This is a genomic window from Streptomyces sp. NPDC056503 (genome assembly GCF_042794995.1).
GTDB lineage: Bacteria > Actinomycetota > Actinomycetes > Streptomycetales > Streptomycetaceae > Streptomyces.
Window position 1 is genome coordinate 1 of sequence record NZ_JBHTST010000102.1, and the last position, 20,600, is coordinate 20,600.

The 20,600-nt window shown below is 71.9% G+C and carries 22 protein-coding genes and 1 rRNA gene; 8 read left to right on the top strand and 15 right to left on the bottom strand.

The features are described 5' to 3' along the window. Window positions 1–129 precede the first annotated feature (129 nt). Window positions 130–246 (top strand): 5S ribosomal RNA (rrf, locus tag ACFQ8C_RS26220). A 59-nt stretch (window positions 247–305) separates the two neighbouring features. Here rrf and ACFQ8C_RS26225 read toward each other — a convergent pair. From ACFQ8C_RS26225 to ACFQ8C_RS26240, 4 genes are read right to left on the bottom strand one after another with little or no spacing between them, the layout of a single operon-like run. Next, window positions 306–980, bottom strand: coding sequence for a response regulator (locus ACFQ8C_RS26225; RefSeq protein WP_383461891.1), 675 nt, complete (start codon window positions 978–980; stop codon window positions 306–308). Then, the gene (locus ACFQ8C_RS26230; RefSeq protein WP_383461893.1) at window positions 977–2,236 is read right to left on the bottom strand and encodes a sensor histidine kinase; all 1,260 of its coding nucleotides are present in this window, start codon (window positions 2,234–2,236) and stop codon (window positions 977–979) included. The genes ACFQ8C_RS26225 and ACFQ8C_RS26230 overlap by 4 nt, the downstream gene beginning before the upstream one ends. Window positions 2,237–2,243: 7 nt before the next feature. Next, on the bottom strand, window positions 2,244–3,032 hold the full coding sequence (locus ACFQ8C_RS26235) for an ABC transporter permease (RefSeq protein WP_383461895.1): 789 nt from the start codon (window positions 3,030–3,032) through the stop codon (window positions 2,244–2,246). Continuing rightward, a complete protein-coding gene (locus ACFQ8C_RS26240; RefSeq protein WP_383461896.1) occupies window positions 3,029–3,934 on the bottom strand; it encodes an ABC transporter ATP-binding protein in 906 nt (301 codons plus the stop codon). Before ACFQ8C_RS26240 ends, ACFQ8C_RS26235 begins: the two co-directional genes overlap by 4 nt. A gap of 146 nt (window positions 3,935–4,080) precedes the next feature. Between ACFQ8C_RS26240 and ACFQ8C_RS26245 the strand changes: the two genes are divergently transcribed. Beyond that, a complete protein-coding gene (locus tag ACFQ8C_RS26245; protein WP_383461898.1) occupies window positions 4,081–4,656 on the top strand; it encodes a GNAT family N-acetyltransferase in 576 nt (191 codons plus the stop codon). Here ACFQ8C_RS26245 and ACFQ8C_RS26250 read toward each other — a convergent pair. The 6 genes from ACFQ8C_RS26250 to ACFQ8C_RS26275 are packed head-to-tail and all read right to left on the bottom strand — an operon-like array spanning window position 4,646 to window position 11,633. After that, on the bottom strand, window positions 4,646–6,130 hold the full coding sequence (locus tag ACFQ8C_RS26250; protein WP_383461899.1) for a type VI secretion protein: 1,485 nt from the start codon (window positions 6,128–6,130) through the stop codon (window positions 4,646–4,648). The genes ACFQ8C_RS26245 and ACFQ8C_RS26250 overlap by 11 nt on opposite strands. Before the next feature lies 1 nt (window position 6,131). Next, window positions 6,132–7,529: an ATP-binding protein gene (locus ACFQ8C_RS26255; protein WP_383461900.1), complete on the bottom strand. Its 1,398-nt coding sequence runs from the start codon at window positions 7,527–7,529 to the stop codon at window positions 6,132–6,134. A gap of 20 nt (window positions 7,530–7,549) precedes the next feature. Further along, window positions 7,550–9,103 carry an SCO6880 family protein gene (locus ACFQ8C_RS26260; RefSeq protein ID WP_383461902.1) on the bottom strand — a complete coding sequence of 518 codons (1,554 nt, stop codon included), beginning with the start codon at window positions 9,101–9,103 and terminating at the stop codon, window positions 7,550–7,552. After that, the gene (locus tag ACFQ8C_RS26265) at window positions 9,100–10,461 is read right to left on the bottom strand and encodes a hypothetical protein (RefSeq protein WP_383461904.1); all 1,362 of its coding nucleotides are present in this window, start codon (window positions 10,459–10,461) and stop codon (window positions 9,100–9,102) included. The genes ACFQ8C_RS26260 and ACFQ8C_RS26265 overlap by 4 nt, the downstream gene beginning before the upstream one ends. After that, a complete protein-coding gene (locus tag ACFQ8C_RS26270; RefSeq protein WP_383461905.1) occupies window positions 10,451–11,272 on the bottom strand; it encodes a hypothetical protein in 822 nt (273 codons plus the stop codon). Before ACFQ8C_RS26270 ends, ACFQ8C_RS26265 begins: the two co-directional genes overlap by 11 nt. A gap of 52 nt (window positions 11,273–11,324) precedes the next feature. Next, on the bottom strand, window positions 11,325–11,633 hold the full coding sequence (locus tag ACFQ8C_RS26275; protein WP_030495498.1) for a hypothetical protein: 309 nt from the start codon (window positions 11,631–11,633) through the stop codon (window positions 11,325–11,327). A gap of 338 nt (window positions 11,634–11,971) precedes the next feature. On the opposite strand from ACFQ8C_RS26275, the gene ACFQ8C_RS26280 reads away from it, so the two are divergent. Both ACFQ8C_RS26280 and ACFQ8C_RS26285 read left to right on the top strand, forming a co-directional pair. Beyond that, a complete protein-coding gene (locus ACFQ8C_RS26280) occupies window positions 11,972–13,012 on the top strand; it encodes an NlpC/P60 family protein (protein WP_383461907.1) in 1,041 nt (346 codons plus the stop codon). A gap of 202 nt (window positions 13,013–13,214) precedes the next feature. Beyond that, window positions 13,215–13,946, top strand: coding sequence for a phosphatase PAP2 family protein (locus ACFQ8C_RS26285; RefSeq protein WP_383461909.1), 732 nt, complete (start codon window positions 13,215–13,217; stop codon window positions 13,944–13,946). Here ACFQ8C_RS26285 and ACFQ8C_RS26290 read toward each other — a convergent pair. Next, entirely contained in the window at window positions 13,943–14,167 is a 225-nt protein-coding gene (locus ACFQ8C_RS26290; RefSeq protein WP_383461911.1) for a hypothetical protein, read from the bottom strand. The genes ACFQ8C_RS26285 and ACFQ8C_RS26290 overlap by 4 nt on opposite strands. A gap of 82 nt (window positions 14,168–14,249) precedes the next feature. On the opposite strand from ACFQ8C_RS26290, the gene ACFQ8C_RS26295 reads away from it, so the two are divergent. After that, window positions 14,250–15,080 (top strand): hypothetical protein, encoded by an 831-nt coding sequence (locus ACFQ8C_RS26295; protein WP_383461912.1) that lies wholly within the window; start codon window positions 14,250–14,252, stop codon window positions 15,078–15,080. 122 nt (window positions 15,081–15,202) lie between these two features. Then, window positions 15,203–15,367, top strand: a complete 165-nt coding sequence (locus ACFQ8C_RS26300; RefSeq protein ID WP_383461914.1) for a hypothetical protein — start codon at window positions 15,203–15,205, stop codon at window positions 15,365–15,367. A 20-nt stretch (window positions 15,368–15,387) separates the two neighbouring features. On the opposite strand, the gene ACFQ8C_RS26305 is transcribed toward ACFQ8C_RS26300, so the two are convergent. Beyond that, window positions 15,388–15,741 (bottom strand): metal-sensitive transcriptional regulator, encoded by a 354-nt coding sequence (locus ACFQ8C_RS26305; RefSeq protein WP_383461916.1) that lies wholly within the window; start codon window positions 15,739–15,741, stop codon window positions 15,388–15,390. A 197-nt stretch (window positions 15,742–15,938) separates the two neighbouring features. On the opposite strand from ACFQ8C_RS26305, the gene ACFQ8C_RS26310 reads away from it, so the two are divergent. Beyond that, window positions 15,939–16,559, top strand: coding sequence for a DUF47 domain-containing protein (locus ACFQ8C_RS26310; protein WP_116159771.1), 621 nt, complete (start codon window positions 15,939–15,941; stop codon window positions 16,557–16,559). Between the two features lie 6 nt (window positions 16,560–16,565). Next, complete coding sequence (locus ACFQ8C_RS26315; RefSeq protein ID WP_189853120.1) at window positions 16,566–17,564, top strand: inorganic phosphate transporter; 999 nt, start codon at window positions 16,566–16,568, stop codon at window positions 17,562–17,564. Between the two features lie 91 nt (window positions 17,565–17,655). On the opposite strand, the gene pstB is transcribed toward ACFQ8C_RS26315, so the two are convergent. Genes pstB through pstC form a run of 3 tightly spaced genes read right to left on the bottom strand, consistent with a single transcriptional unit; the run spans window position 17,656 to window position 20,511 of the window. Further along, a complete protein-coding gene (pstB, locus tag ACFQ8C_RS26320; protein WP_383461917.1) occupies window positions 17,656–18,432 on the bottom strand; it encodes a phosphate ABC transporter ATP-binding protein PstB in 777 nt (258 codons plus the stop codon). Between the two features lie 25 nt (window positions 18,433–18,457). After that, on the bottom strand, window positions 18,458–19,531 hold the full coding sequence (pstA, locus tag ACFQ8C_RS26325; protein ID WP_383461919.1) for a phosphate ABC transporter permease PstA: 1,074 nt from the start codon (window positions 19,529–19,531) through the stop codon (window positions 18,458–18,460). Next, window positions 19,528–20,511: a phosphate ABC transporter permease subunit PstC gene (pstC, locus tag ACFQ8C_RS26330; RefSeq protein WP_383461920.1), complete on the bottom strand. Its 984-nt coding sequence runs from the start codon at window positions 20,509–20,511 to the stop codon at window positions 19,528–19,530. The genes pstA and pstC overlap by 4 nt, the downstream gene beginning before the upstream one ends. Window positions 20,512–20,600: the final 89 nt, after the last annotated feature.

Here is a 20,600-nt window from a genome sequence, read left to right on the forward strand (position 1 = left end):
GAAGCCCAGTAATGGGTGGAGCTGACCGGTACTAATAGGCCGAGGGCTTGTCCTCAGTTGCTCGCGTCCACTGTGTTAGTTCTGAAGTAACGAACTCCCATGTTCCGGTTGAGTTCAACTTCATAGTGTTTCGGTGGTCATAGCGTTAGGGAAACGCCCGGTTACATTCCGAACCCGGAAGCTAAGCCTTTCAGCGCCGATGGTACTGCAGGGGGGACCCTGTGGGAGAGTAGGACGCCGCCGAACAATCATTGTGGGAAAGCCCCGCACCTCATGGTGCGGGGCTTTTCTGCGTTCCCGGGGCCCTATGCCGGCTTCACCAGACCGGTGTCGTACGCCAGGATCACCGCCTGGACGCGGTCCCTCGCTCCCGTCTTCGCGAGGACGCGGCCCACATGGGTCTTCACGGTGGATTCGGCGAGGTGGAGGCGGTCGGAGATCTCCGTGTTGGTCCAGCCCTGGCCGACGACCGTGAGGATCTCGCGTTCGCGGTCCGTCAGCGACGACAGACGGGGGTCTTCCCGAGGGGCCGGGCCCGGGCTCGACGGGGAGGCCGGCAGGTGGTGGATGTACGTGTCCAGGAGACGGCGGGTGAGGCTCGGGGCGACCACGGCGTCGCCGGCCGCCACCGCGCGGACGCCCGCGAGGAGTTCCTCGGGCTGGGCGTCCTTCACCAGGAAGCCGCTCGCGCCGGCGCGGAGCCCGTCGTACGCGTACTCGTCCAGGTCGAAGGTGGTGATGATGAGGACGCGGGTGCGGGCGCCGGCGGCGACGATCCGGCGGGTGGCCTCGATGCCGTCGAGGCCCGGCATGCGGATGTCCATCAGGACCACGTCCGGGTGGTGGTCGGCGACCAGGCGGACGGCCTCGGTGCCGTTGGCGGCCTCGCCGACGACCGTCATGTCGTCCTGGCTCTCCAGGAGCATGCGGAAACCGAAGCGCTGCATCGGCTGGTCGTCGGCGATCAGAACCGTCGTCACGGGTGGGATTCCTCCGGAGCGGGAGCGGGAGCGGGAGCGGGAGCGGTGGTCGTGGGGATGCGGAGCCGTACCTGCCAGCCCCCGCCGTGCGGCAGGGGGCCGGAGTCGAGTGTGCCGTCGTAGAGCGCCGCGCGCTCGCGCATTCCGGTGAGGCCCTGGCCCTGGCCGGGCGCGGCGGACGGAGTGCCCGTGTCGGTGACGGTGACCCGGACGGCGTCCGGGGCGGTCGCCACGCGGACGGTGGCCCGGGCGCCCGGACCCGCGTGCTTGAGGGTGTTCGTCAGGGACTCCTGGACCACGCGGTAGACCGTCAGCTGGGCGCCCGGCGGCAGGGACGGGAGGGGGGAGGGCAGCTCCGCGGTGACCGGCAGGCCCGCCTTGCGTACGCCTTCCAGGAGGGGTTCCAGGTCCTCCAGGGTCGGTTGGGGGGCGCGGGCGGCGGCCGGGGTGTCGTCGTCGGGGGCGGACAGGACGCCCAGGAGGCGCCGTAGTTCGTCCAGGGCCTGGCGGCTCGTGGTGCCGATGGCGTCCAGGGCCTGGGCGGCCCGCTCGGGGTTCCTGGCCGCCGCGTACCGGCCGCCGTCCGCGAGGCCCGTGATGACCGAGAGGTTGTGGCCGATGATGTCGTGCATCTCGCGGGCGATCCGGGCCCGTTCGGCGGCGGCCGCGAGGCGGACCTCCTGGTCGCGTTCGACCTCCAGGCGGCGGGCGCGGTCGACGAGGCCCGCCGTGTGGTCGCGGCGGGAGCGGACCGTGATGCCGATGAGGGCCACGATGAGGTACGCCCACAGGGCGGGCACGACGTGCAGGTCCCATGCGTCGCCGTCGAAGCGGAGCGCGCCCGTGAGGAGCGGCGCGGCGAGGAGGGCGAAGGCCCAGAGGAGGCGGCGGGGCGGGCGGGACAGCGCGATGTGGAAGAGCGGGAACACCTGGAGGAACGCGGCCTGGAGGAAGGCGCCGGACGCCTCGCTGACGAACGCCGCCCCCGCCATCACGGCGAGGACCGTGGTGGGCCGGCGGCGGCGTGCGTACAGGGGGAGGGAGAGGGCGAGGCTGAGGGCGACGACCAGGGCGGCGGGGAGGGACGGGTCGCGGGCGACGTTCCGCCAGCCGCCCGCCGCGTCCACCAGGGCGGCCGTCGTCCAGCCGAGCGTGAGCGCGCCGTCCCAGAGCCAGGGCCGGGCCGCGTCGGCCGCCCGGACGCGGGTGATGAGCTGGTGTGCGTACCGGCTGGGCGCCGTCGTCTCCGTCGTCACCCGGCCATCATCCCCGCACGTCCCGGCGGCGGAGCCACAGCGCGGGGACCGCGAGCGCCGCGGCCGCCCACAGGGCGAGGGCGAGGAGGGCGGCTCCGCCGGAGGGGGCGTCGGGGAGCGGGGTCGCGGAGCCGAGGACGCCGGCGGCCTGGGTGGGGAAGTAGCGCAGGGCGGTGTCGACGGCGTCGTACGGGAGCATCCCGACGACCTCGGGGAGGACGAGGACCCCGCCGATGAACGCGCCGAGCGCGCCGGGCACCGAGCGGAGCGCGGCGCCGAGGCCGAGGGCGAGCAGGGAGAGGAGGGCGAGGCCCGCGGCGTTGCCGGCGAGGGCGGTGAGGACGCCGTCGTCGGTGAGGGAGGCGGCCTGGTCGGTGTCGTCGAGGAAGAGCTGGGCGGTGAGGAAGGTCGTCAGGTTGGCGAGGAGGCTCAGGACGAGGACGGTGGCGCCGAGGACCGCGGCCTTCGCCCCCAGGACGGGGAGGCGGGCGGGGACCGCGGTGAAGGTGGCGCGGGCCAGGCCGGTGGAGTACTCGCCGGCGGTGACGAGGATGCCGAGGACGGCGAGGCAGATGCCGCCCAGCTGGGTGCCGTAGAGGGTGAGGACGACGGTGTCGACGTCGGAGTCGCCGCCGTCCGAGGTGTAGGTCGTGCCCATGAGGATGCCGACGCCGAGGACGAGGGCGACGGCCGAGAGGAGCGTGATCCAGGTCGAGCGGAGCGTCCACAGCTTGTGCCACTCGGAGCGCAGGACCCGGGGGAGGGTGACCCCGTAGGGGGTGGGGACGGTCGTCATGCCGCTGCTCCCTGGTATTCGACGGAGTCGTGGGTGAGGTCCATGAACGCCTGCTCCAGGGAGGCGGTCTCGGGGGTGAGGGCGTGGAGTTCGACGGCGTGGGCGGCGGCGATCCGGCCGATCGCGGGGGCGTCGAGGCCGGTGATCCGGAGGGCGCCGGCGGCCTCGGGGGTGGTGCGGGCGTGCGCCGGGAGCAGGGCGCGGAGGCGGTCGGCGTCGGGGGTGACGACGAGGACGGAGGCCGTGCCCGCGTCCCGTACGAGCTCGGCGACGGTGGTGTCGGCGAGGAGCCGGCCCTTGCCGATGACGACGAGCCGGTCGGCGGTCAGCGCCATCTCGCTCATCAGGTGCGAGGAGACGAGGACGGTGCGGCCTTCGGCGGCGAGGCCGGTGAGGAGGGTGCGGACCCAGCGGACGCCTTCCGGGTCGAGGCCGTTGACGGGTTCGTCGAGGACGACCGCGGCCGGGTCGCCGAGGAGGGCGGCGGCGATGCCGAGGCGCTGGCCCATGCCGAGGGAGAAGCCCTTCACCCGGCGGTCGGCGACGTCGGCGAGGCCGGTGACGCCGAGGACGTGCTCGACGCGGGAGCGGGGGATGCCGTGGGTGTGGGCGAGGGCCATGAGGTGGTGGAAGGCGGTGCGGCCCGGGTGGAAGGCGCGGGCGTCGAGGAGGGCGCCGACCCGGGTGAGGGGTGCCGGGTGGGCGGCGTAGGAGCGGCCGTCGACGGTGGCGGTGCCGTGGGTGGGGGCGTCGAGGCCGAGGATCATGCGCAGGGTGGTGGACTTGCCGGCGCCGTTGGGGCCGAGGAAGCCGGTGACGGTGCCGGGGTGGACGGTGAACGAGAGGTCCCGGACGACGGTCCGGTCGCCGTACCGCTTGATGAGTCGCTCTGCTCGGATCATGGCTCCGACGCTACGGAGCGGGCCGGCCGCGGGCGTCCGACCGTGGTCGGCAGACGGCCGGGCGGCGTGGTACCGGGGTACCACGCCCGGCTCTGACCTGGGAATTCCCTTGTGGGCGAGGGTGGGTGTGGGTGAGGATGCCGGGTATGAACGCCGTGATCCGTACCGTCCGGGCCGACGAGTGGGAGCAGGTGCGCGAGCTGAGGCTCGCCGCGCTGCGGGACCCCGTCGCGCACCTCGCCTTCCTGGAGACCGTGGACGCCGCGCTGGCGTGCTCCGACGACTTCTGGCGGGAGCGGGCGGCGGGCGCCGCGGAGACCGGTGACGGCCAGGTGCGGCAGTTCGTCGCCGAGGGCCCGGACGGGCGCTGGCTGGGCACGGTGACGGCCCTCGTCGAACGTCCCTCGGCCGAGGTGCGGTTCGGGGAGTCCGCGAAGGTCGACCAGACGCATCTGGTGGGCGTGTACGTCCGTCCCGAGGCCCGCGGCGGCGCGGTGGTCGAGGCGCTGTTCCGCGCGGCCGTGGACTGGTCGTGGACGGTGGAGGGCATCCGGCGGGTGCGTCTGTACGTCCACGAGGAGAACGCCCGCGCCGCCGCCTTCTACCGGCGCTTCGGCTTCGCGCCGTCGGGCGAGCGGGTGCCGGTGCCGGGTGGCGTCGGCGCGTACGAGGACGAGTACGAGCTGCTCCCGTCGGCCTCGCGGGACGCGGTCACGGGCTGAGGGAGTGCTCCGGCCAGCGGGTGCGGGACTGTTCGGGGGAGCGCATCAGGGCCAGGGTGGGCAGGCCGTGGCGGGGGCCGTCCGTGAGGAGGGCCGGGAGTTCCGGGAGCGGGGCCACGGCGGCGATGTCGTCGAGCACCAGGGTGAGTGGTGGGTCGAGCCGACCGTCGGATGACCGTGCGGCCATGCGGCGGCCGTGCTCGACCACGTGCGACGCGAGCGCGGTGAGGAGGGGCATCGCGCCCGGGCGGGCGCGCGGATCCTCGATCGGTTCGCCCACCACGTAGAGGGTGCCCCCTTCGGCGAGGAAAGATGCCAGGGCCAGCGAGTCCGTTCGATTCGGGGTGCAGGCCTCGCGGATGTGGACCGAGGAGAAGGCGGAGAAGGCACGGGCCGTCAGTTCCTGGGCCAGGCGCCTGGTGTCGGGGTGTGCGGTGAGTGCCGCTTCGAGGAGGCCGGCGAGGCCCGAGGCGGCCTTGGGGTGGCCGCGGAGGATGCGTACCGGTTCGTGGGCGTCGGTGCCCTGGGCCCAGCGGTGGACCTGGCGGAAGGGGCGGCCGTCCACGGCGGCGGCGTGCAGCCAGCAGCGCAGGAGCGTTTCGGCGGTGGTGGCGGTGGCCGCGTCGAGCCGCGCGTGCGGGCGGACCGGGGCGAGCAGGGCGGCGGCGCGGGTCCGGGCGGTGTCCGGGTCGGCGCAGCCCTCGGCGGGGGACCAGTGGAGGCGGGCCGGGGTGTCGCAGAGGTGGCCGGGGTCGTAGACGAGGACCGGGCCGAGCTTGCCGCGCACGTCCTTGGTGTCGGCCCAGACGGTGGGGTCGGAGGTGACGACCAGGACCGGGCCCTCGGCGTCGCGGACGGCCTGGACGGCGTGGGGGCGGCGGGTCTCGGGCGGGCCGTAGACGGTGGGGGAGGCCTCCGACCGGGCCGCGGGTGCGGTCACGGGTGCGGGCGCCGTGGGTGGTGCGGGTGCCGGCGCCGGTTCCGTCGCCTGGGACGAGGTCTTCTGTAGAGGGACGGGGACGGGGACGGGGGCGGGTCCGGGCGTCTCCCGTGTGGGGACCGGGACCGGGGCCGGTTCGCGCTCCGGGGCGGGGGCCGGGGTGGGCGATCCCGCCCTGCGGTGGGCGCGGACCGCGCGCCAGCGGGCGAAGGTGCCGAGGAGGAAGACGGCGAGGACGCCGAGGACCATCGCCTGGCCGATGACCAGGCCCCAGAAGAGGCCGTAGCCGGAGAGCTGGCCGGGCGGGGTGTCCGGCCAGGCGGCCGGGAGGTCCTTGGGGGCGGTCGCCAGGGCGCGGAGGGCCGGCGGGGTGCGGGTGAGCTCCACCCCGTCGGGCCAGGCGCCGTGCGCGAGGAGGCCGGAGAGGCCGGTCGCGGACCAGACGAGCAGGGACGCGCCGAGGATCAGGGCGAACAGCCCGACCAGGAAGCCGTCCGAGACGCCGCCGCCCTGCTTCTGCCGTGCCTCCGTCACGTCACGCCACCGTCGACTGGGAGCTGTCGTCCAGGTGACGTTCCATCATCAGCGCGCGCTGCTCGGTCTCCCACTCCAGGTCCGGATCGGCGGGGCCGGAGGACTCGGTCATGGCGCGGTCGGTGTAGACGAGCGGGCGTTCCCGTTCGGTGATGAGGTGTTTGACCACCTGCACGTTGCCGTTGACGTCCCAGACGGCGATGCCGGGGGTCAGGGTCGGGATGATCTCGACGGCCCAGCGGGGCAGGCCGAGGACCCGTCCGGTGTTGCGGGCCTCGTCCGCCTTCTGGGCGTAGACGGTCCGGGTGGAGGCCATCTTGAGGATCGCCGCGGCCTCCTTGGCGGCCGCTCCGTCGACGACGTCGGAGAGGTGGTGGACGACGGCGACGAAGGACAGGCCGAGGCGTCGGCCGAACTTGAGCAGCCGCTGGAACAGCTGGGCCACGAAGGGGCTGTTGATGATGTGCCAGGCCTCCTCGACGAGGAAGATGCGCTTCTTCCGGTCGGGGCGGATCCAGGTGTGTTCCAGCCACACGCCGACGATCGCCATGAGGATGGGCATGGCGATGGAGTTGCGGTCGATGTGGGAGAGGTCGAAGACGATCAGGGGCGCGTCGAGGTCGATGCCGACCGTGGTCGGGCCGTCGAACATGCCGCGGAGGTCGCCGTCGACCAGCCGGTCGAGCACGAGGGCGACGTCGAGGCCCCAGGCCCGTACGTCGTCTATGTCGACGTTCATCGCCTCCGCCGACTCGGCCTCGGGGTGGCGCAGGCGCTCGACGATGTCGGTGAGGATCGGCTGGCGGTCGGCGATGTGCTCGTTGACGTGGGCGTGGGCGACCTTGAGGGCGAAGCCGGAGCGCTCGTCGAGGCCGTGGCCCATCGCCACCTCGATGATGGTGCGCAGCAGGGCGAGCTGGCCGGTGGTGGTGATGGCGGGGTCGAGCGGGTTGAGGCGGATCCCGGCGTCGTTGGCGACCATGGGGTCCAGGCGGATGGGGGTTATCCCCAGCTCCTGGGCGATGAGGTTCCACTCGCCGACGCCGTCCTCGCCCTGGGCGTCGAGGACGACGACCTGCCGGTCGCGGAAGCGGAGCTGGCGGAGCACGTACGTCTTCTCCAGCGCGGACTTGCCGTTGCCGGATTCGCCGAGGACGAGCCAGTGGGGGGCGGGGAGCTGCTGTCCGTACAGCTGGAAGGGGTCGTAGACGTAGCCCTTGCCGCTGTAGACCTCGCGGCCGATGATCACGCCGGAGTCGCCGAGGCCGGGGGCGGCGGTCGGCAGGTAGACGGCCTGGGCCTGGCCGGTGGAGGTGCGTACGGGCAGGCGGGTGGTCTCCACCTTCCCGAGGACGAAGGAGGTGAAGGCTTCGGTGAGGACGGACAGCGGATCTCGCATCGGTCGGTGCCCCTTCGGCCTTAGCGGCGGATGCCGGTCGCGAACGGCAGGGTGTTCACAAAGGCCCGGTGGTGCTCGCGGTCGCACCACTCCAGCTTCAGGTACGACTTGCCGGCGGAGGCCCTGATCGTGCGCTTGTCCCGGGCGAGGGCCTCGGGCGAGCGCGCCGATACGGTGATGTACCCGACGAGGTTGACGCCTGCCGCGCCGCTGGCGAGATCTTCACCCCGCTGGTCGAGCCGGCCGTGGGCGGCGATGTCGCGGGGGTCGACGGTGCGGTTCATCTTGGCCTGGCGGGAGGCCTCGGCCTCGTCGTTGGTCTTCTCGGTGAGCATGCGCTCGATGGCGACCTCGGTGGGCTCCAGGTCCATGGTGACGGCGACGGTGCGGATGACGTCGGGGGTGTGGACGAGGAGCGGGGCGAGGAAGTTCACGCCGACCGGGGTCATCGGCCACTCCTTGACCCAGGCGGTGGCGTGGCACCAGGGGGCGCGGGTGGAGGACTCGCGGGTCTTGGCCTGGAGGTAGGTGGCCTCCATGGCGTCGAGTTCGGCGGGCCAAGCGTTTCGTTTCGTCATGGCCTGGATGTGGTCGATCGGGTGGTCCGGGTCGTACATGGAGTGGACCAGGGAGGCGAGCCGGGACTGGCCGAGGGGCTGGCGGACCCGGATGTCGGCCTCGGTGAGGCGGGCGCAGATGTCGGTGAGCTCGCGGGCCATGACGACGGCGAGGCCGCCGTCGCGGTCGAGGCGGCGGGCGCCGGTGGCGTGCCGGGTGGCGTGGGCCATGGCGTTGGCCTCGGCGGCGAGGTCGCGGGTGTAGTGCATGCAGGCGACGAGGTAGGCGCGGTGCTGCTCGCTGGAGGTGGAGACCATGGACTGGAGCTGGTCGTACGACTCCTGGAGCCAGCCGGGGGCCCCCGGGTCGCCGCGCTGGGCGACGTCCTTGGCGTGGGCGTCGGGGTCGGCGGGGAGGGTGCGGGCGAGCATCTGGAGGCGGGTGACGAAGCCGTCGCCGTTGGCCACGTGCTTCAGGAGGGTGCCGAAGCGGTCGACCAGGGCCTCCTGGTCCTCGGAGTCGCGCAGGCCGACGCCGGGGCCCTCGATCTCGATGGCGGCGGTGACGGTGCGGCGGTCGGCGTGGAGGAGGACGGCGATCTCGTCGGGGCCGAAGGGGGCGGCGAGCCAGCTGACGCGGCCGATGCCGGGCGGCGGGCCGACCTCGACCTCGCGGCCGTCGAGGCGGGTGCCGGCCTCGGTGGCGGCGGAGCGGTAGGCGGTGCCGCGCTTGAGCATCCGCTTGTAGCTGCGGTTGATCTCGAACCACTTGTAGAAGGTGCGCTGCTTGTACGGGAGGTACACGGCGGCGATGGCGAGCATGGGCAGGCCGGCGAGGAGCGCGATCCGCAGGGGGAGGAGGGGGACGAGGAGTCCGCTCATCATGCCGAGGAAGGCGCCGACGACGATCAGGGCGATCTCGCCGGTCTCGCGGTTCTTGCCGACGATCGCGTTCGGCCGGGCACGGCCGATGAGATACGTGCGGCGGGGCGTGACCGGCTGGGACTGGGTCGTCAACGCCCTGCACCTCCTGCTCCTGTGTTCTTGCGGTTGCTGTGCGGGGTGCCCGCGGTGGGGCTGCTGCTACGGGGCGGGGGCGCGGAGCCGTTGCCCTGGGGGGTACGGCTGCTGTGCGCGGCGACGCCGCCGGAGAGCGGGTTCGCGGGGCGGGGGGTGGCGGAGGAGGACGCCTGGCCGCCGCCGGAGCCGCTGTCGCGGGTGCTGTGGGTCTTGATGCCCTGGGAGACGAGGGAGGCGGGGGAGGAGATGACGGCGGCGGCCGCGTTCTCCCCGGCGCGGTGGAGGCGGTTGTTGCGGGAGGCGGCGATCTCGTCGCCGAAGCCGGGGACGAAGCGGTAGATCATCGCGGAGGAGAAGATCGCGAGCAGGATGATCGCGAGGCCGGAGACGACGGCGGAGAAGGAGTCGGGTCCGGTGCCGGAGGAGAGGGCGCCGGCGAGGCCGAGGACGATCACGATGATCGGCTTGACCAGGATGACGGCGATCATGATGCCGGCCCAGCGGCGGACGTGGCCCCACATGTTCTTGTCGACGAGGCCGGAGTAGACGACGACGCCGAGGAGGGCGCCGACGTAGAGGAGGACGGCGCGGAGGAAGAGCTCCAGGTAGAGCACGCCGGCCGCGAGGACGGTGACCAGGCTGACGATGATCAGCATGATCGGTCCGCCGCTGATGCTGTCGCCCTTCTGGAGGGCCTGCTTGAACGCGCCGAAGAACACGTCGGTCTGCTGGCCGGTGCCGGAGGCGATGACCTCGGTGATGGCGTCGGTGGCGTTGACGACGGTGTAGAGGATCAGCGGGGTGAAGGCGGAGGCGAGGACGGTCAGCCAGAGGAAGCCGACGGCCTCGGAGAGCGCGGTGGTGAGCGGCACGCCGCGCATGGCGCGCTTGGCGACGGCGAGGAGCCAGAGGAGGACGGTGAGGAAGGTGGCGGCGGCGAACACGACGGCGTAGCGGCCGAGGAACTCGGTGTTCGTGAAGTCGACCTCGGCGGTCTCCTTCACGGCCTTGGAGAGGTAGTCGATGACGGCCACGGCGGCGTCGGCGCAGCCGCGGGCGAGGGAGGTGAGGGGGTCGAGGGCGCTCGCCGGGTCGTTGACCGTCCCGGAGGACGAGCCCCCGCCGCCGGTGCCGCCGGTTCCCTGCCCTTCGCAGTAGTCCCGGGCGGTGTCGCTGAGCAGGGCACAGGGGTCGGTGCTGTCGCTCGGTGCGGGCGTCGGGGTGCCCGAGGGGGTGGCGGTCGGTGTCGGGGTGGGGTCGGCGAGTGCCCGGCCCGCGAAGAGGACGACCGCCACCTGGGCGGAGCCCAGTGCGGCGGTGGCGCGGGCGAGGAGGGCGGCGGGCCTACCGGGCATAGGTGAAGCCTCCGAACTGTTCGACGGCGTCCGCCATGTCCTGGGCCGAGGAGGCCCGCTGGTCGCGGCCGACCGGGACCGGGCCGTCCTTCTGGCGGACGTCGACGATCTTCCAGTCGCCGCCGGTCCAGAGGAGCTCGTAGGTCTTGGTGTACCAGGCCTCGGAGACGGGGTTCTTCGACTCCTCCCCGGCGAGGCCGAACAGGTACGAGTGCCAGACGGACACCGTCGCCCGGTCCTGCGTGTACGTCTCGATCTTGGTTCCCACGGGGATCGTCCGGGCGACGAAGGTGAGCCCCTGGGGAGCGGTGCCGTCCTCCTGGAGGCCGATGCGGCCCAGGAGCGTCTTGTCGCCGTAGCCCTTGTCGAGGTCCGCGACGCGGGCGTCGACCACCTCGGGGGCGTAGACGGCCCGCACCAGTGCCTCGCGGGGGCCCCGCTGGTACATGTCCGGGGAGCCCAGGGCGGCCGCGTAGTTGGCGGCGGCCGACTGGGCGCCCTGTTCGTCGTGGGCGTGGCCGGTGGGGACGGTGCCGTCGGTGCCGGTGACCGGGCGGGTGCCGGTGGGGGCGGTGGCGGACTTGCCGGGGGTTCCGGAGGAGGGGGACGCGGCCGGCGGGTCGCCGCCGCGGTTGGCGAGGGCGATGGCGGCGACGAGCAGCACGACCACGCCCACGCCCATGAGCAGGGAGCGGGAGCCGCGGGCGGGGCGTCGGGTGCCGCCGTGGACGTCACCGGTGTTGCCCTCGGGCAGGCGGGTACGGGTCTGGCCCGAGCCTCCGTAGCCGTCGTGCTCGTCGCCGGGACTCATGCCGGGTACGCCCCCTCGTTCGTTCGTGGGTGGGACCGCGGGTGACGCGCGGTCAGATCGCCATTCCGTAGACGATGGTGAAGAGCGTCCCGAGGGAGCCGATGATGAAGACGCCGGTGAGGCCGGCGACGATCAGGCCCTTGCCCTGCTCGGCGCTGAAGGTGTCGCGGAGCGCGGTCGCGCCGATGCGCTGCTTGGCCGCTCCCCAGATGGCGATGCCGAGGCAGAGCAGGATGGCCACGGCCATCACGACCTCGATCATGATCTTTGCTTCGGCGCCGAGGCTCCCGAAGGGGCCCCAGTTCGGGGCGATTCCACCGATGATGGTGGTGATGTCGCCCTTCTCGGCCGCCAGGTACATATAACTCACCGCCCCTGTCGGGTCGTTGGTCACCCCTGCCGGACGGCATGGGGCATCGCCACTATCTTCGCTGATGAAACCGCCCATGTGTGACGGCTTGGCGGCTCTCTTTACCCGATCCCCGCACACTTGACCGGTCTGACCGTCTTGACCTGCGGTGGTGCGGCCGGATTCCATGCGAAGACGCGTATGGTCACTCTGTGTATCACGGAGGGTGACTCCGGGCAATGATTGTCGTTGTTGCACTCTTGGGGCCGCGTCGGGCAGGCGCCGTTTCCGGGTGGGGGCACCCCGCCTAGACTGGCGCCCGGGGCGTACTGCCAGGAGCCGAGGGGTGGTTGACGGTGCGTAGGGCGGGCAAGGCGTGGCTGCTGACCGGTGGGGCCTTCGGGCTCTGTGCCGGGTTCCTGGCCCTGCTCCTGGTCGGTACGTACGCGGCGGCCGCCGGTTTCCTCGGCGGCGCGGGTACGGCGGCGACGGGCACGGTGGCCCTGGCCAAGGGGTCGGTGCCGGCGATGTACCAGGGGCTCGTGCAGCGCTGGGGTAACCTCTGTCCGGCCATCAACCCGGCTCTCCTCGCGGCGCAGCTGTACCAGGAGAGCGGCTGGAACCCGCGGGCGGTGTCGCCGGCCGACGCGCGGGGCATCGCGCAGTTCATCCCCGGCACGTGGGCGAGCCACGGTGTCGACGGGGACGGGGACGGGGACCGGGACATCTGGGACCCGAAGGACGCGATCCCGTCGGCCGCCTCGTACGACTGCGCGCTCGCCGGCTACGTGAAGAACGTGCCGGGCGATCCGGCGAGCAACATGCTGGCGGCGTACAACGCCGGTGCGTACGCGGTCATCAAGTACAAGGGCGTCCCGCCGTACAGCGAGACGCAGAACTACGTGCGGATCATCCGCTCGCTGGAGAAGAGCTTCGCCCGGCCGCAGGGCCGGATCGCCCCCTCGCAGCAGGCGGCCGGCGCCATCCACTACGCGCAGGGCAAGCTGGGGACTCCGTACCTGTGGGGCGGCACCGGCACGGCGGCGCAGGGCGGGCGGTTCGACTGCTCGGGCCTGACGCAGGCCGCGTACGACGCGGTGGGGATCGAACTGCCGCGCGTGGCCAACGACCAGTACAACGCGGGGCCGCATCCGGCCCGGGAGGAGCTGCTCCCCGGTGACCTCGTCTTCTTCTCCGACGACCTGACGAACTCGCGCGCGATCCGTCATGTCGGCATCTACGTGGGCGGCGGCTACATGATCGACGCGCCGCGGACGGGGGCGGTGATCCGCTTCGACCGGATCGACACGCCCGACTATTTCGGGGCGACCCGGGTCACCGAGGACGGTGCCGCCGCCCTCCCGACCCGTCCGCCCGGGCAGTGGGCGTGAACTGACGGCCCGCCTGGCCGGAACTCTCCGTCAGGCACAGGCCCTGAGCTGCGGGTGAGCGTCACTCTTCGGTAACGTCGTCATGATCCACCGGGTACGGCGGAACGACCGCCTCAGGAGGTTCGTTCCCCCTCCGACGACTCTGACCACGTCTGAACCACGGGGGTTGGAAACCAGACACGAGAGCAAGGAGCCGCGGCAGATGGCCGAACTCGCATCGGACGGTTCCAGCCCCGATGTCGCGCTGCTGTACGACATCAACGGGCTGGCGAAGGCCGCTCCCCCGTGGTTCGACCGGGTCATGGAGTTCACCGGCGAGTACGGGATCATGCTCGCGACGGTCCTCGTGGTGCTCTGGTGCTGGTGGAGCGTCCGCCGGCGCGGCACCCTCAACGACTCCGTCTCGGCCGTCGCCGGGATCGTCTGGGCGCCGCTCGCGGCCGGCATCGCCCTCCTCGTCAACATCCCCATCCGCGGCTTCGTCGAGCGCCCCCGCCCCTTCAGGGACCACGACGGCCTGGAGGTCCTGGTCGAGGGGAAGACGGACTACTCCTTCGTCAGCGACCACGCCACCATGGCGATGGCGATCGCCGTCGCCCTCTTCGTCGCCCACCGCCGCTTCGGCCTGGCCGCCATCGGCCTCGCCCTCGCCGAGGGCTTCGCCCGCGTCTACATGGGCGTCCACTACCCGACCGACGTCATCGGCGGTCTCGCCCTCGGCACCGCCGTCGCCCTGCTCCTGGCCCCGCTGACGCTGGCGCTGCTCACCCCGCTGGTGTCCGCCGTCGCCCGCTCGCGCCGCGCCGGGTGGCTGGTCCGCTCCCGCCGGGCCGGGGCGCCCGCGGCCGGCCGGCCCGAGACCGTCGGCATCCCCGAACCCCGCCTCGGCGGCCCCGCCGAGGACGGCCACGGCGAGAAGGGCCTCGCGGCCTAGGACCGCCCGGGCACGCCCGGCCCCGGCGGGCCGCTCGGGGCGGCCGGGGAGCGTACGTCCTCGGCGCCCACCGCGCCCAGATGGTCGGTGGCGTCGGTGCGGGCGCGGTCCCGGGAGCGGCGGGCCGGGCCGCTCCAGCCGCAGGCGCAGCGCGCCAGCGCGAAGGAACCGCGCTCCGTGGTCGTCGTGTGATGCGGGCCGGTCGCGGGCTGCTCGTGCACGCCCCCACCGTACTGCGCGTGACGGCTCGCCCGTGCCGTCGTTATCCGCATCGGGAATCCAGGTTTTGGGGGTCGACGGGCGATGGTGGCGCAGCGGTACCGGCTTCCGCGCGGGCTCGGCGGCGGGGTGCTCGCCGTCACCGCCGCCGCCCTGGTCGCCGCGGCGGTCGGCGGCTGCGCCGCCACCGAGGAGCCCGCGCCGCCGCCGGACCCGGCCGGCGCCGTGCGGGGTGCGGCCGACGCCCTGGTCAGGGCCGGCACCTCCAAGGCGTCGACCGCGATGGAGATGGCCGCCGGGGGGACCCGCGTCACCATCAGGGGCGAGGGCGGCTACGACTTCCGCCGCCGCACCGGTCACCTCCGGGTGGTGCTCCCCAAGGACGCGGCCGGCGCCAGCGAGCACCGGCCGATCACCGAACTCCTCACCCCCGGCGCCCTGTACATGAAGAACCGCGGCGCGGGGGTCCCCGCCGACAAGTGGGTGCGGGTCGACACCACCGTCCTCGACGACGGCAACCTGGTCACCGGCGGGGCCACCGATCCCGGCGCGGCGGCCGAGCTGCTGCGCGGGGCGCGGGAGGTGACGTACGTCGGGGAGACCGAGCTGGCGGGGGTGAAGGTCCGGCACTACCGGGGCGTCGCCGACATCGGCGCGGCCGCGAAGCTCGCCGCGCCGCAGCTGCGGGGCGCGCTCGCCGCGGCGGCGAAAGGGTTCACCACCGACGCCGTGCCCTTCGACGCGTACCTCGACGGGGACGGCCGGCTGCGGAAGGTCCGCCACCAGTTCAGCTTCAGCAACCAGGGGCGCGCGGTCGCCGTCGCGTCGACGACGCTGCTGTACGGCTTCGGGACGCGGGTGCTCGTGACGCTGCCGGACGGGCGGGACATCTACGCGGGCAAGGTCGAGGTCTGACGGCGCCGGGCGGGCCGCCGACGGCTCCGGACCATCGGCAAATGGTCCGTCCGTGTCATGCGCGCTCCGTGGCCCGATCTCTACGCTGGGACACCGACTCCGTCTGGAAGAGGTGAAGGCGCGTGGCTCCGCCCGGTACCGCAACCGCGACCGCTGACCCCGACGGCGTCGCCCTCGCCGAGATAGAGCTGTGCGGCGAACTGATCATCGCCGCCTCGGCCGCGGACGGGGAACGGCTCAGCGCCGACCTGATCGACGAGGTGCTCCGGGTCGAACCGGCCGGCTGAGCGCGTCGGAGGGCTCGGGCTCAGGTGCGGAGCATCCGGCCGATCGCCTTGGTGGCCTCCTCGACCTTGGCGTCGAGGTCGCCGCCGTTGTTCGCCGCGTCCGCCACGCAGTGCCGCAGGTGCTCTTCCAGCAGCTGGAGGGCGAAGGACTGCAGCGCCTTCGTGGAGGCCGAGACCTGGGTGAGTATGTCGATGCAGTAGACGTCCTCGTCGACCATCCGCTGCAGACCGCGGATCTGGCCCTCGATCCGCCGCAGCCGCTTGAGGTGCTCGTCCTTCTGCTTGTGGTAGCCGTGCACCCCGTGGGCGTGGTCGGCCGGCTCGACGGATTCGACGGCGTCGGGGGTGGCCTGGTCCGCCTCGGTGGTCGTCATCGCGTCCTCCCGTTGTCCAGATAAGGGGGTGTATACCCCTCGTGGGTATATGGTACCGATCCCCGCCGAATGGGGGGCAGGGGTCTCGTGCAGATCACTGTGCCTGATGGGCGACACTGAGAGGACGCCGGTTAGCCGTGGCCGGATGATGCGCCTAGCATCAGCCTGACCGAAACCCAGCACCCCGAGGACCTCACGTGCGATTTCGTCTGACCCCCAGGGAGACGAGCTTCTACGACATGTTCGCCGCGTCCGCGGACAACATCGTCACGGGCTCGAAACTCCTGATGGAACTGCTCGGAGCGGAGCCTTCCGCCCGGGCCGAGATCGCGGAGCGGATGCGGGCAGCGGAGCACGCCGGCGACGACGCCACCCATGCGATCTTCCACCAGCTGAACTCCTCGTTCATCACGCCGTTCGACCGTGAGGACATCTACTCCCTCGCCTCGTCCCTCGACGACATCATGGACTTCATGGAGGAGGCCGTCGACCTGGTCGTCCTCTACAACATCGAGGAACTGCCCAAGGGCGTCGAGCAGCAGATCGAGGTCCTGGCCCGGGCGGCGGAGCTCACCGCCGAGGCGATGCCGAACCTGCGGACGATGGCGAACCTCACGGAGTACTGGATCGAGGTCAACCGGCTGGAGAACCAGGCCGACCAGATCCACCGCAAGCTGCTCGCCCACCTCTTCAACGGCAAGTACGACGCCATCGAGGTGCTCAAGCTGAAGCAGGTCGTGGATGTGCTGGAAGAGGCGGCCGACGCCTTCGAGCACGTGGCGAACACCGTGGAGACCATCGCGGTCAAGGAGTCCTGAGGCTTCGTGGACACCTTCGCCCTGATCGTGACCATCGGTGTCGCGCTCGGCTTCACGTATACGAACGGCTTCCACGACTCCGCCAACGCGATCGCCACCTCGGTGTCGACGCGGGCGCTCACCCCGCGCGCGGCCCTCGCGATGGCCGCGGTGATGAACCTCGCCGGTGCCTTCATGGGCAGCGGGGTCGCCAAGACGGTCAGCGAGGGCCTGATCGAGACGCCGCACGGCGACAAGGGGATGGGCATCCTCTTCGCCGCGCTCGTCGGCGCGATCATCTGGAACCTGGTCACCTGGTACTTCGGTCTGCCCTCCTCCTCCTCGCACGCCCTGTTCGGCGGCATGGTGGGCGCGGCGCTCGCCGGTGGCACCGAGGTGATCTGGGGTGGCGTCCTCGACAAGGTCGTCATCCCGATGTTCATCTCGCCGGTCGTCGGTCTCGTCGCCGGTTACCTGGTGATGTGCGCGATCATGTGGATGTTCCGCCGGGCCAACCCGCACAAGGCCAAGCGCGGTTTCCGCATCGCGCAGACGGTGTCGGCGGCCGGCATGGCCCTCGGCCACGGCCTCCAGGACGCCCAGAAGACGATGGGCATCGTCGTGATGGCGCTGGTCATCGCCGACGTGCAGCAGGCCGGGGACGACATCCCGGTGTGGGTGAAGATCGCCTGTGCCGTGATGCTCTCGCTCGGTACGTACGCGGGCGGCTGGCGCATCATGCGCACCCTCGGCCGCAAGATCATCGAGCTGGACCCGCCGCAGGGCTTCGCCGCGGAGACCACCGGCGCGTCGATCATGTTCGGCTCGGCGTTCCTCTTCCACGCGCCGATCTCGACGACGCACGTCATCACGTCCGCGATCATGGGCGTGGGCGCGACGAAGCGGGTGAACGCGGTCCGCTGGGGCGTCGCGAAGAACATCATCCTCGGCTGGTTCATCACGATGCCGGCGGCGGCGATCGTGGCCGCGCTCAGCTTCTACGTGGTGCAGCTGTTCTTCGGCTGACGGGCTTACGGAAGTGGCAGGGCCCGGCTCCCCTCAGGGGAGCCGGGCCTTTCGTCGTGCGGTGGCACCGCCATGCAGCACCGCAGACGCTTTATCCGAAGCGGCCGGAGATGTAGTCCTCGGTCGCCTGGACGCTCGGGTTGGAGAAGATGCGCTCGGTGTCGTCCAGCTCGATGAGCTTGCCGGGCTGGCCGACCGCCGCCAGGTTGAAGAAGGCGGTGCGGTCCGAGACGCGGGCGGCCTGCTGCATGTTGTGCGTCACGATGACGATCGTGAAGCGCTCCTTCAGCTCGCCGATCAGGTCCTCGATCGCGAGGGTCGAGATCGGGTCGAGGGCCGAGCAGGGCTCGTCCATGAGCAGGACGTCCGGCTCGACCGCGATCGCCCGGGCGATGCACAGGCGCTGCTGCTGACCGCCGGAGAGGCCGGAGCCCGGCTTGTTGAGGCGGTCCTTGACCTCGTTCCACAGGTTCGCGCCCTTGAGGGAGCGCTCCACGACCTCGGCCAGCTCGGACTTCTTGTACGAGCCGTTCAGCCGCAGGCCCGCCGCCACGTTGTCGAAGATCGACATGGTGGGGAAGGGGTTGGGGCGCTGGAACACCATGCCGACGGTGCGGCGGACCGCGACCGGGTCGACGCCGGAGCCGTACAGGTTCTCGTCGTCGAGCATCACCTTGCCCTCGACGCGGCCGCCGGGGGTGACCTCGTGCATGCGGTTCAGGGTGCGCAGGAAGGTGGACTTGCCGCAGCCGGAGGGGCCGATGAAGGCCGTCACCGAGCGGGGTTCGACGGTCATCGAGATGTCGTCGATCGCCTTGTGGTTGCCGTAGTAGGCGGAGAGGCCGCTGACGTCGATTCGCTTGGCCATATCAATTCACATCCAGTCGCCGCGGTCAGCGGCCGGTCTTCGGGGCCTTCCAGCGGGCGATGCCGCGGGCCACCAGGTTGAGGATCATGACGAAGGCGATCAGGACGAGCGCGGCGGCCCAGGCGCGGGCCACGGCGGCGTCGGTGCCGACCGCGTACTGCTCGTACACGTAGAGCGGCAGGGAGGACTGGGCGCCTTCGAAGGGGTTCGGGTTGATGAGCTTCGTACCGAACACGAGGAGCAGGACGGGGGCCGTCTCACCGGTGATGCGGGCGACCGCGAGCATGACGCCCGTGGTGATGCCGCCGATCGCGGTGGGGAGGACCACCTTCAGGATCGTGCGCCACTTCGGGACACCGAGGGCGAGGGAGGCCTCGCGGAGCTCGTTCGGGACGAGCTTGAGCATCTCCTCGGTGGAGCGGACGACGACCGGCATCATCAGGATGGCGAGGGCCATCGCGCCGGCGAAACCGGAGGGGCCGAAGCCCAGCATCAGGTTCCAGGTGGCGAGGATGAAGAGGCCGGCGACGATCGACGGGATGCCCGTCATGACGTCGACGAAGAAGGTGACGGCCTTGGCGAGCTTCCCCGTGCCGTACTCGACCAGGTAGACCGCGGTGAGCAGGCCGATCGGGGCGGCGATCAGGGTCGCGATGCCGACCTGCTCGATGGTGCCGAGGAGGGCGTGGTAGACGCCGCCGCCGGCCTCGACGTCGAGGACGCCGTTCATCGAGTGGGTGAGGAAGTACCCGTCGAGGACTTCCATGCCCTTGCTGACGGTCACCCAGCCGAGCGAGAGCAGCGGGACGACGGCGAGGACGAAGCAGACCCAGACGAGGCTGGTGGCGACGCGGTCCTTGGCCTGGCGGGAGCCCTCCACCTTGGTGGTGACGGCGTAGGTGACCAGGACGAAGAGGAGCGCGGAGACCAGGCCCCACTGCACCTTGCTGTGCCAGCCCGCGGCGAGGCCGAGGGAGACGCCGGCGGCGATGGAGCCGACCGCGACGGCGATCGGGGTCCAGCGCGGGAGGCGGGCGTGGGAGAGGGGGCCGCGGGGCTTGGCGAACGCGACCGGACGGTCCTGGACGGCGTGGCTCATGCGTTGGCCCCCGAGTACTCCTTGCGGCGGGCGATGATCCACCGGGCCGCGCCGTTGACCAGCAGGGTGATGACGAAGAGGACGAGGCCGGAGGCGATCAGCGCGTCCCGGCCGAACTCGTTGGCCTCGTTGAACTTCGCGGCGATGTTCTGGGCGAAGGTGCCGCCGCCCGGGTCGAGCAGGTGGCCCGAGAGCACGAAGCTGGGGGAGAGGACCACGGCGACGGCCATGGTCTCGCCGAGCGCGCGGCCGAGGCCGAGCATCGAGGCGGAGATGATGCCGGAGCGGCCGAAGGGCAGCACGGCCATGCGGACGACCTCCCAGCGCGTGGCGCCGAGGGCGAGCGCGGCCTCCTCGTGCATCTTCGGGGCCTGGAGGAAGACCTCGCGGGTCACGTTGGTGATGATCGGGAGGATCATGATCGCCAGCAGGATGCCCACGGTGAAGAGGTTGCGGGCGACGCCGTCGGCGGACTTGTCGAAGACGTACGTCCAGCCCAGGTACTGGTCGAGCCACTGGTTGAGGCCGTCCAGGTACGGGACGAGGAAGATCGCGCCCCAGAGGCCGTAGATGATGCTGGGCACGGCGGCGAGCAGGTCGACCACGTACGCGAGCGGCTTGGCCAGCTTGCGCGGGGCGTAGTGCGAGATGAAGAGCGCGATGCCGATGGCGACCGGCACGGCGATCGCCATGGCGACGACCGAGGAGACGATCGTGCCGAAGGCGAGGACGGCGATGCCGAAGACCGGCGGGTTGCCGGTCGGGTTCCACTCGAAGGTGGTGAAGAAGTTGGTGCTGTCGTCCGAGATGGCGAGGACGGCACGGTAGGTCAGGAAGGCCGCGATCGCGGCCATGATGACGAGCAGGGTGATGCCGGAGCCCTTGGAGAGGCCGCTGAAGATGCGGTCCCCGGGGCGGGCCGCGCTCTTGGCGCGCCGGCTCCTGCTCTTCTCTGCGAGAGGTGGTGTCGTGGTAACCATCGGTTTCTCCGGTCTGCGGAGCCGTACGTCCGTACGGGCTCCTGGCGGCGGTGCACCGGATGCCGGGGGCGGCCCTCTCCACGGGAGGT

Excerpts from the sequence above, each read along its gene's own strand:
- pstB (WP_383461917.1), bottom strand. The coding sequence starts at position 18,432 with ATGGCCAAGCGAATCGACGTCAGCGGCCTCTCCGCCTACTACGGCAAC.
- ACFQ8C_RS26245 (WP_383461898.1), top strand. The coding sequence starts at position 4,081 with ATGAACGCCGTGATCCGTACCGTCCGGGCCGACGAGTGGGAGCAGGTG.
- ACFQ8C_RS26305 (WP_383461916.1), bottom strand. The coding sequence starts at position 15,741 with ATGACGACCACCGAGGCGGACCAGGCCACCCCCGACGCCGTCGAATCC.
- ACFQ8C_RS26285 (WP_383461909.1), top strand. The coding sequence starts at position 13,215 with ATGGCCGAACTCGCATCGGACGGTTCCAGCCCCGATGTCGCGCTGCTG.
- ACFQ8C_RS26265 (WP_383461904.1), bottom strand. The coding sequence starts at position 10,461 with ATGCCCGGTAGGCCCGCCGCCCTCCTCGCCCGCGCCACCGCCGCACTG.
- pstA (WP_383461919.1), bottom strand. The coding sequence starts at position 19,531 with ATGAGCCACGCCGTCCAGGACCGTCCGGTCGCGTTCGCCAAGCCCCGC.
- ACFQ8C_RS26295 (WP_383461912.1), top strand. The coding sequence starts at position 14,250 with ATGGTGGCGCAGCGGTACCGGCTTCCGCGCGGGCTCGGCGGCGGGGTG.
- ACFQ8C_RS26275 (WP_030495498.1), bottom strand. The coding sequence starts at position 11,633 with ATGTACCTGGCGGCCGAGAAGGGCGACATCACCACCATCATCGGTGGA.
- ACFQ8C_RS26255 (WP_383461900.1), bottom strand. The coding sequence starts at position 7,529 with ATGCGAGATCCGCTGTCCGTCCTCACCGAAGCCTTCACCTCCTTCGTC.
- ACFQ8C_RS26235 (WP_383461895.1), bottom strand. The coding sequence starts at position 3,032 with ATGACGACCGTCCCCACCCCCTACGGGGTCACCCTCCCCCGGGTCCTG.
- ACFQ8C_RS26240 (WP_383461896.1), bottom strand. The coding sequence starts at position 3,934 with ATGATCCGAGCAGAGCGACTCATCAAGCGGTACGGCGACCGGACCGTC.
- pstC (WP_383461920.1), bottom strand. The coding sequence starts at position 20,511 with ATGGTTACCACGACACCACCTCTCGCAGAGAAGAGCAGGAGCCGGCGC.
- ACFQ8C_RS26270 (WP_383461905.1), bottom strand. The coding sequence starts at position 11,272 with ATGAGTCCCGGCGACGAGCACGACGGCTACGGAGGCTCGGGCCAGACC.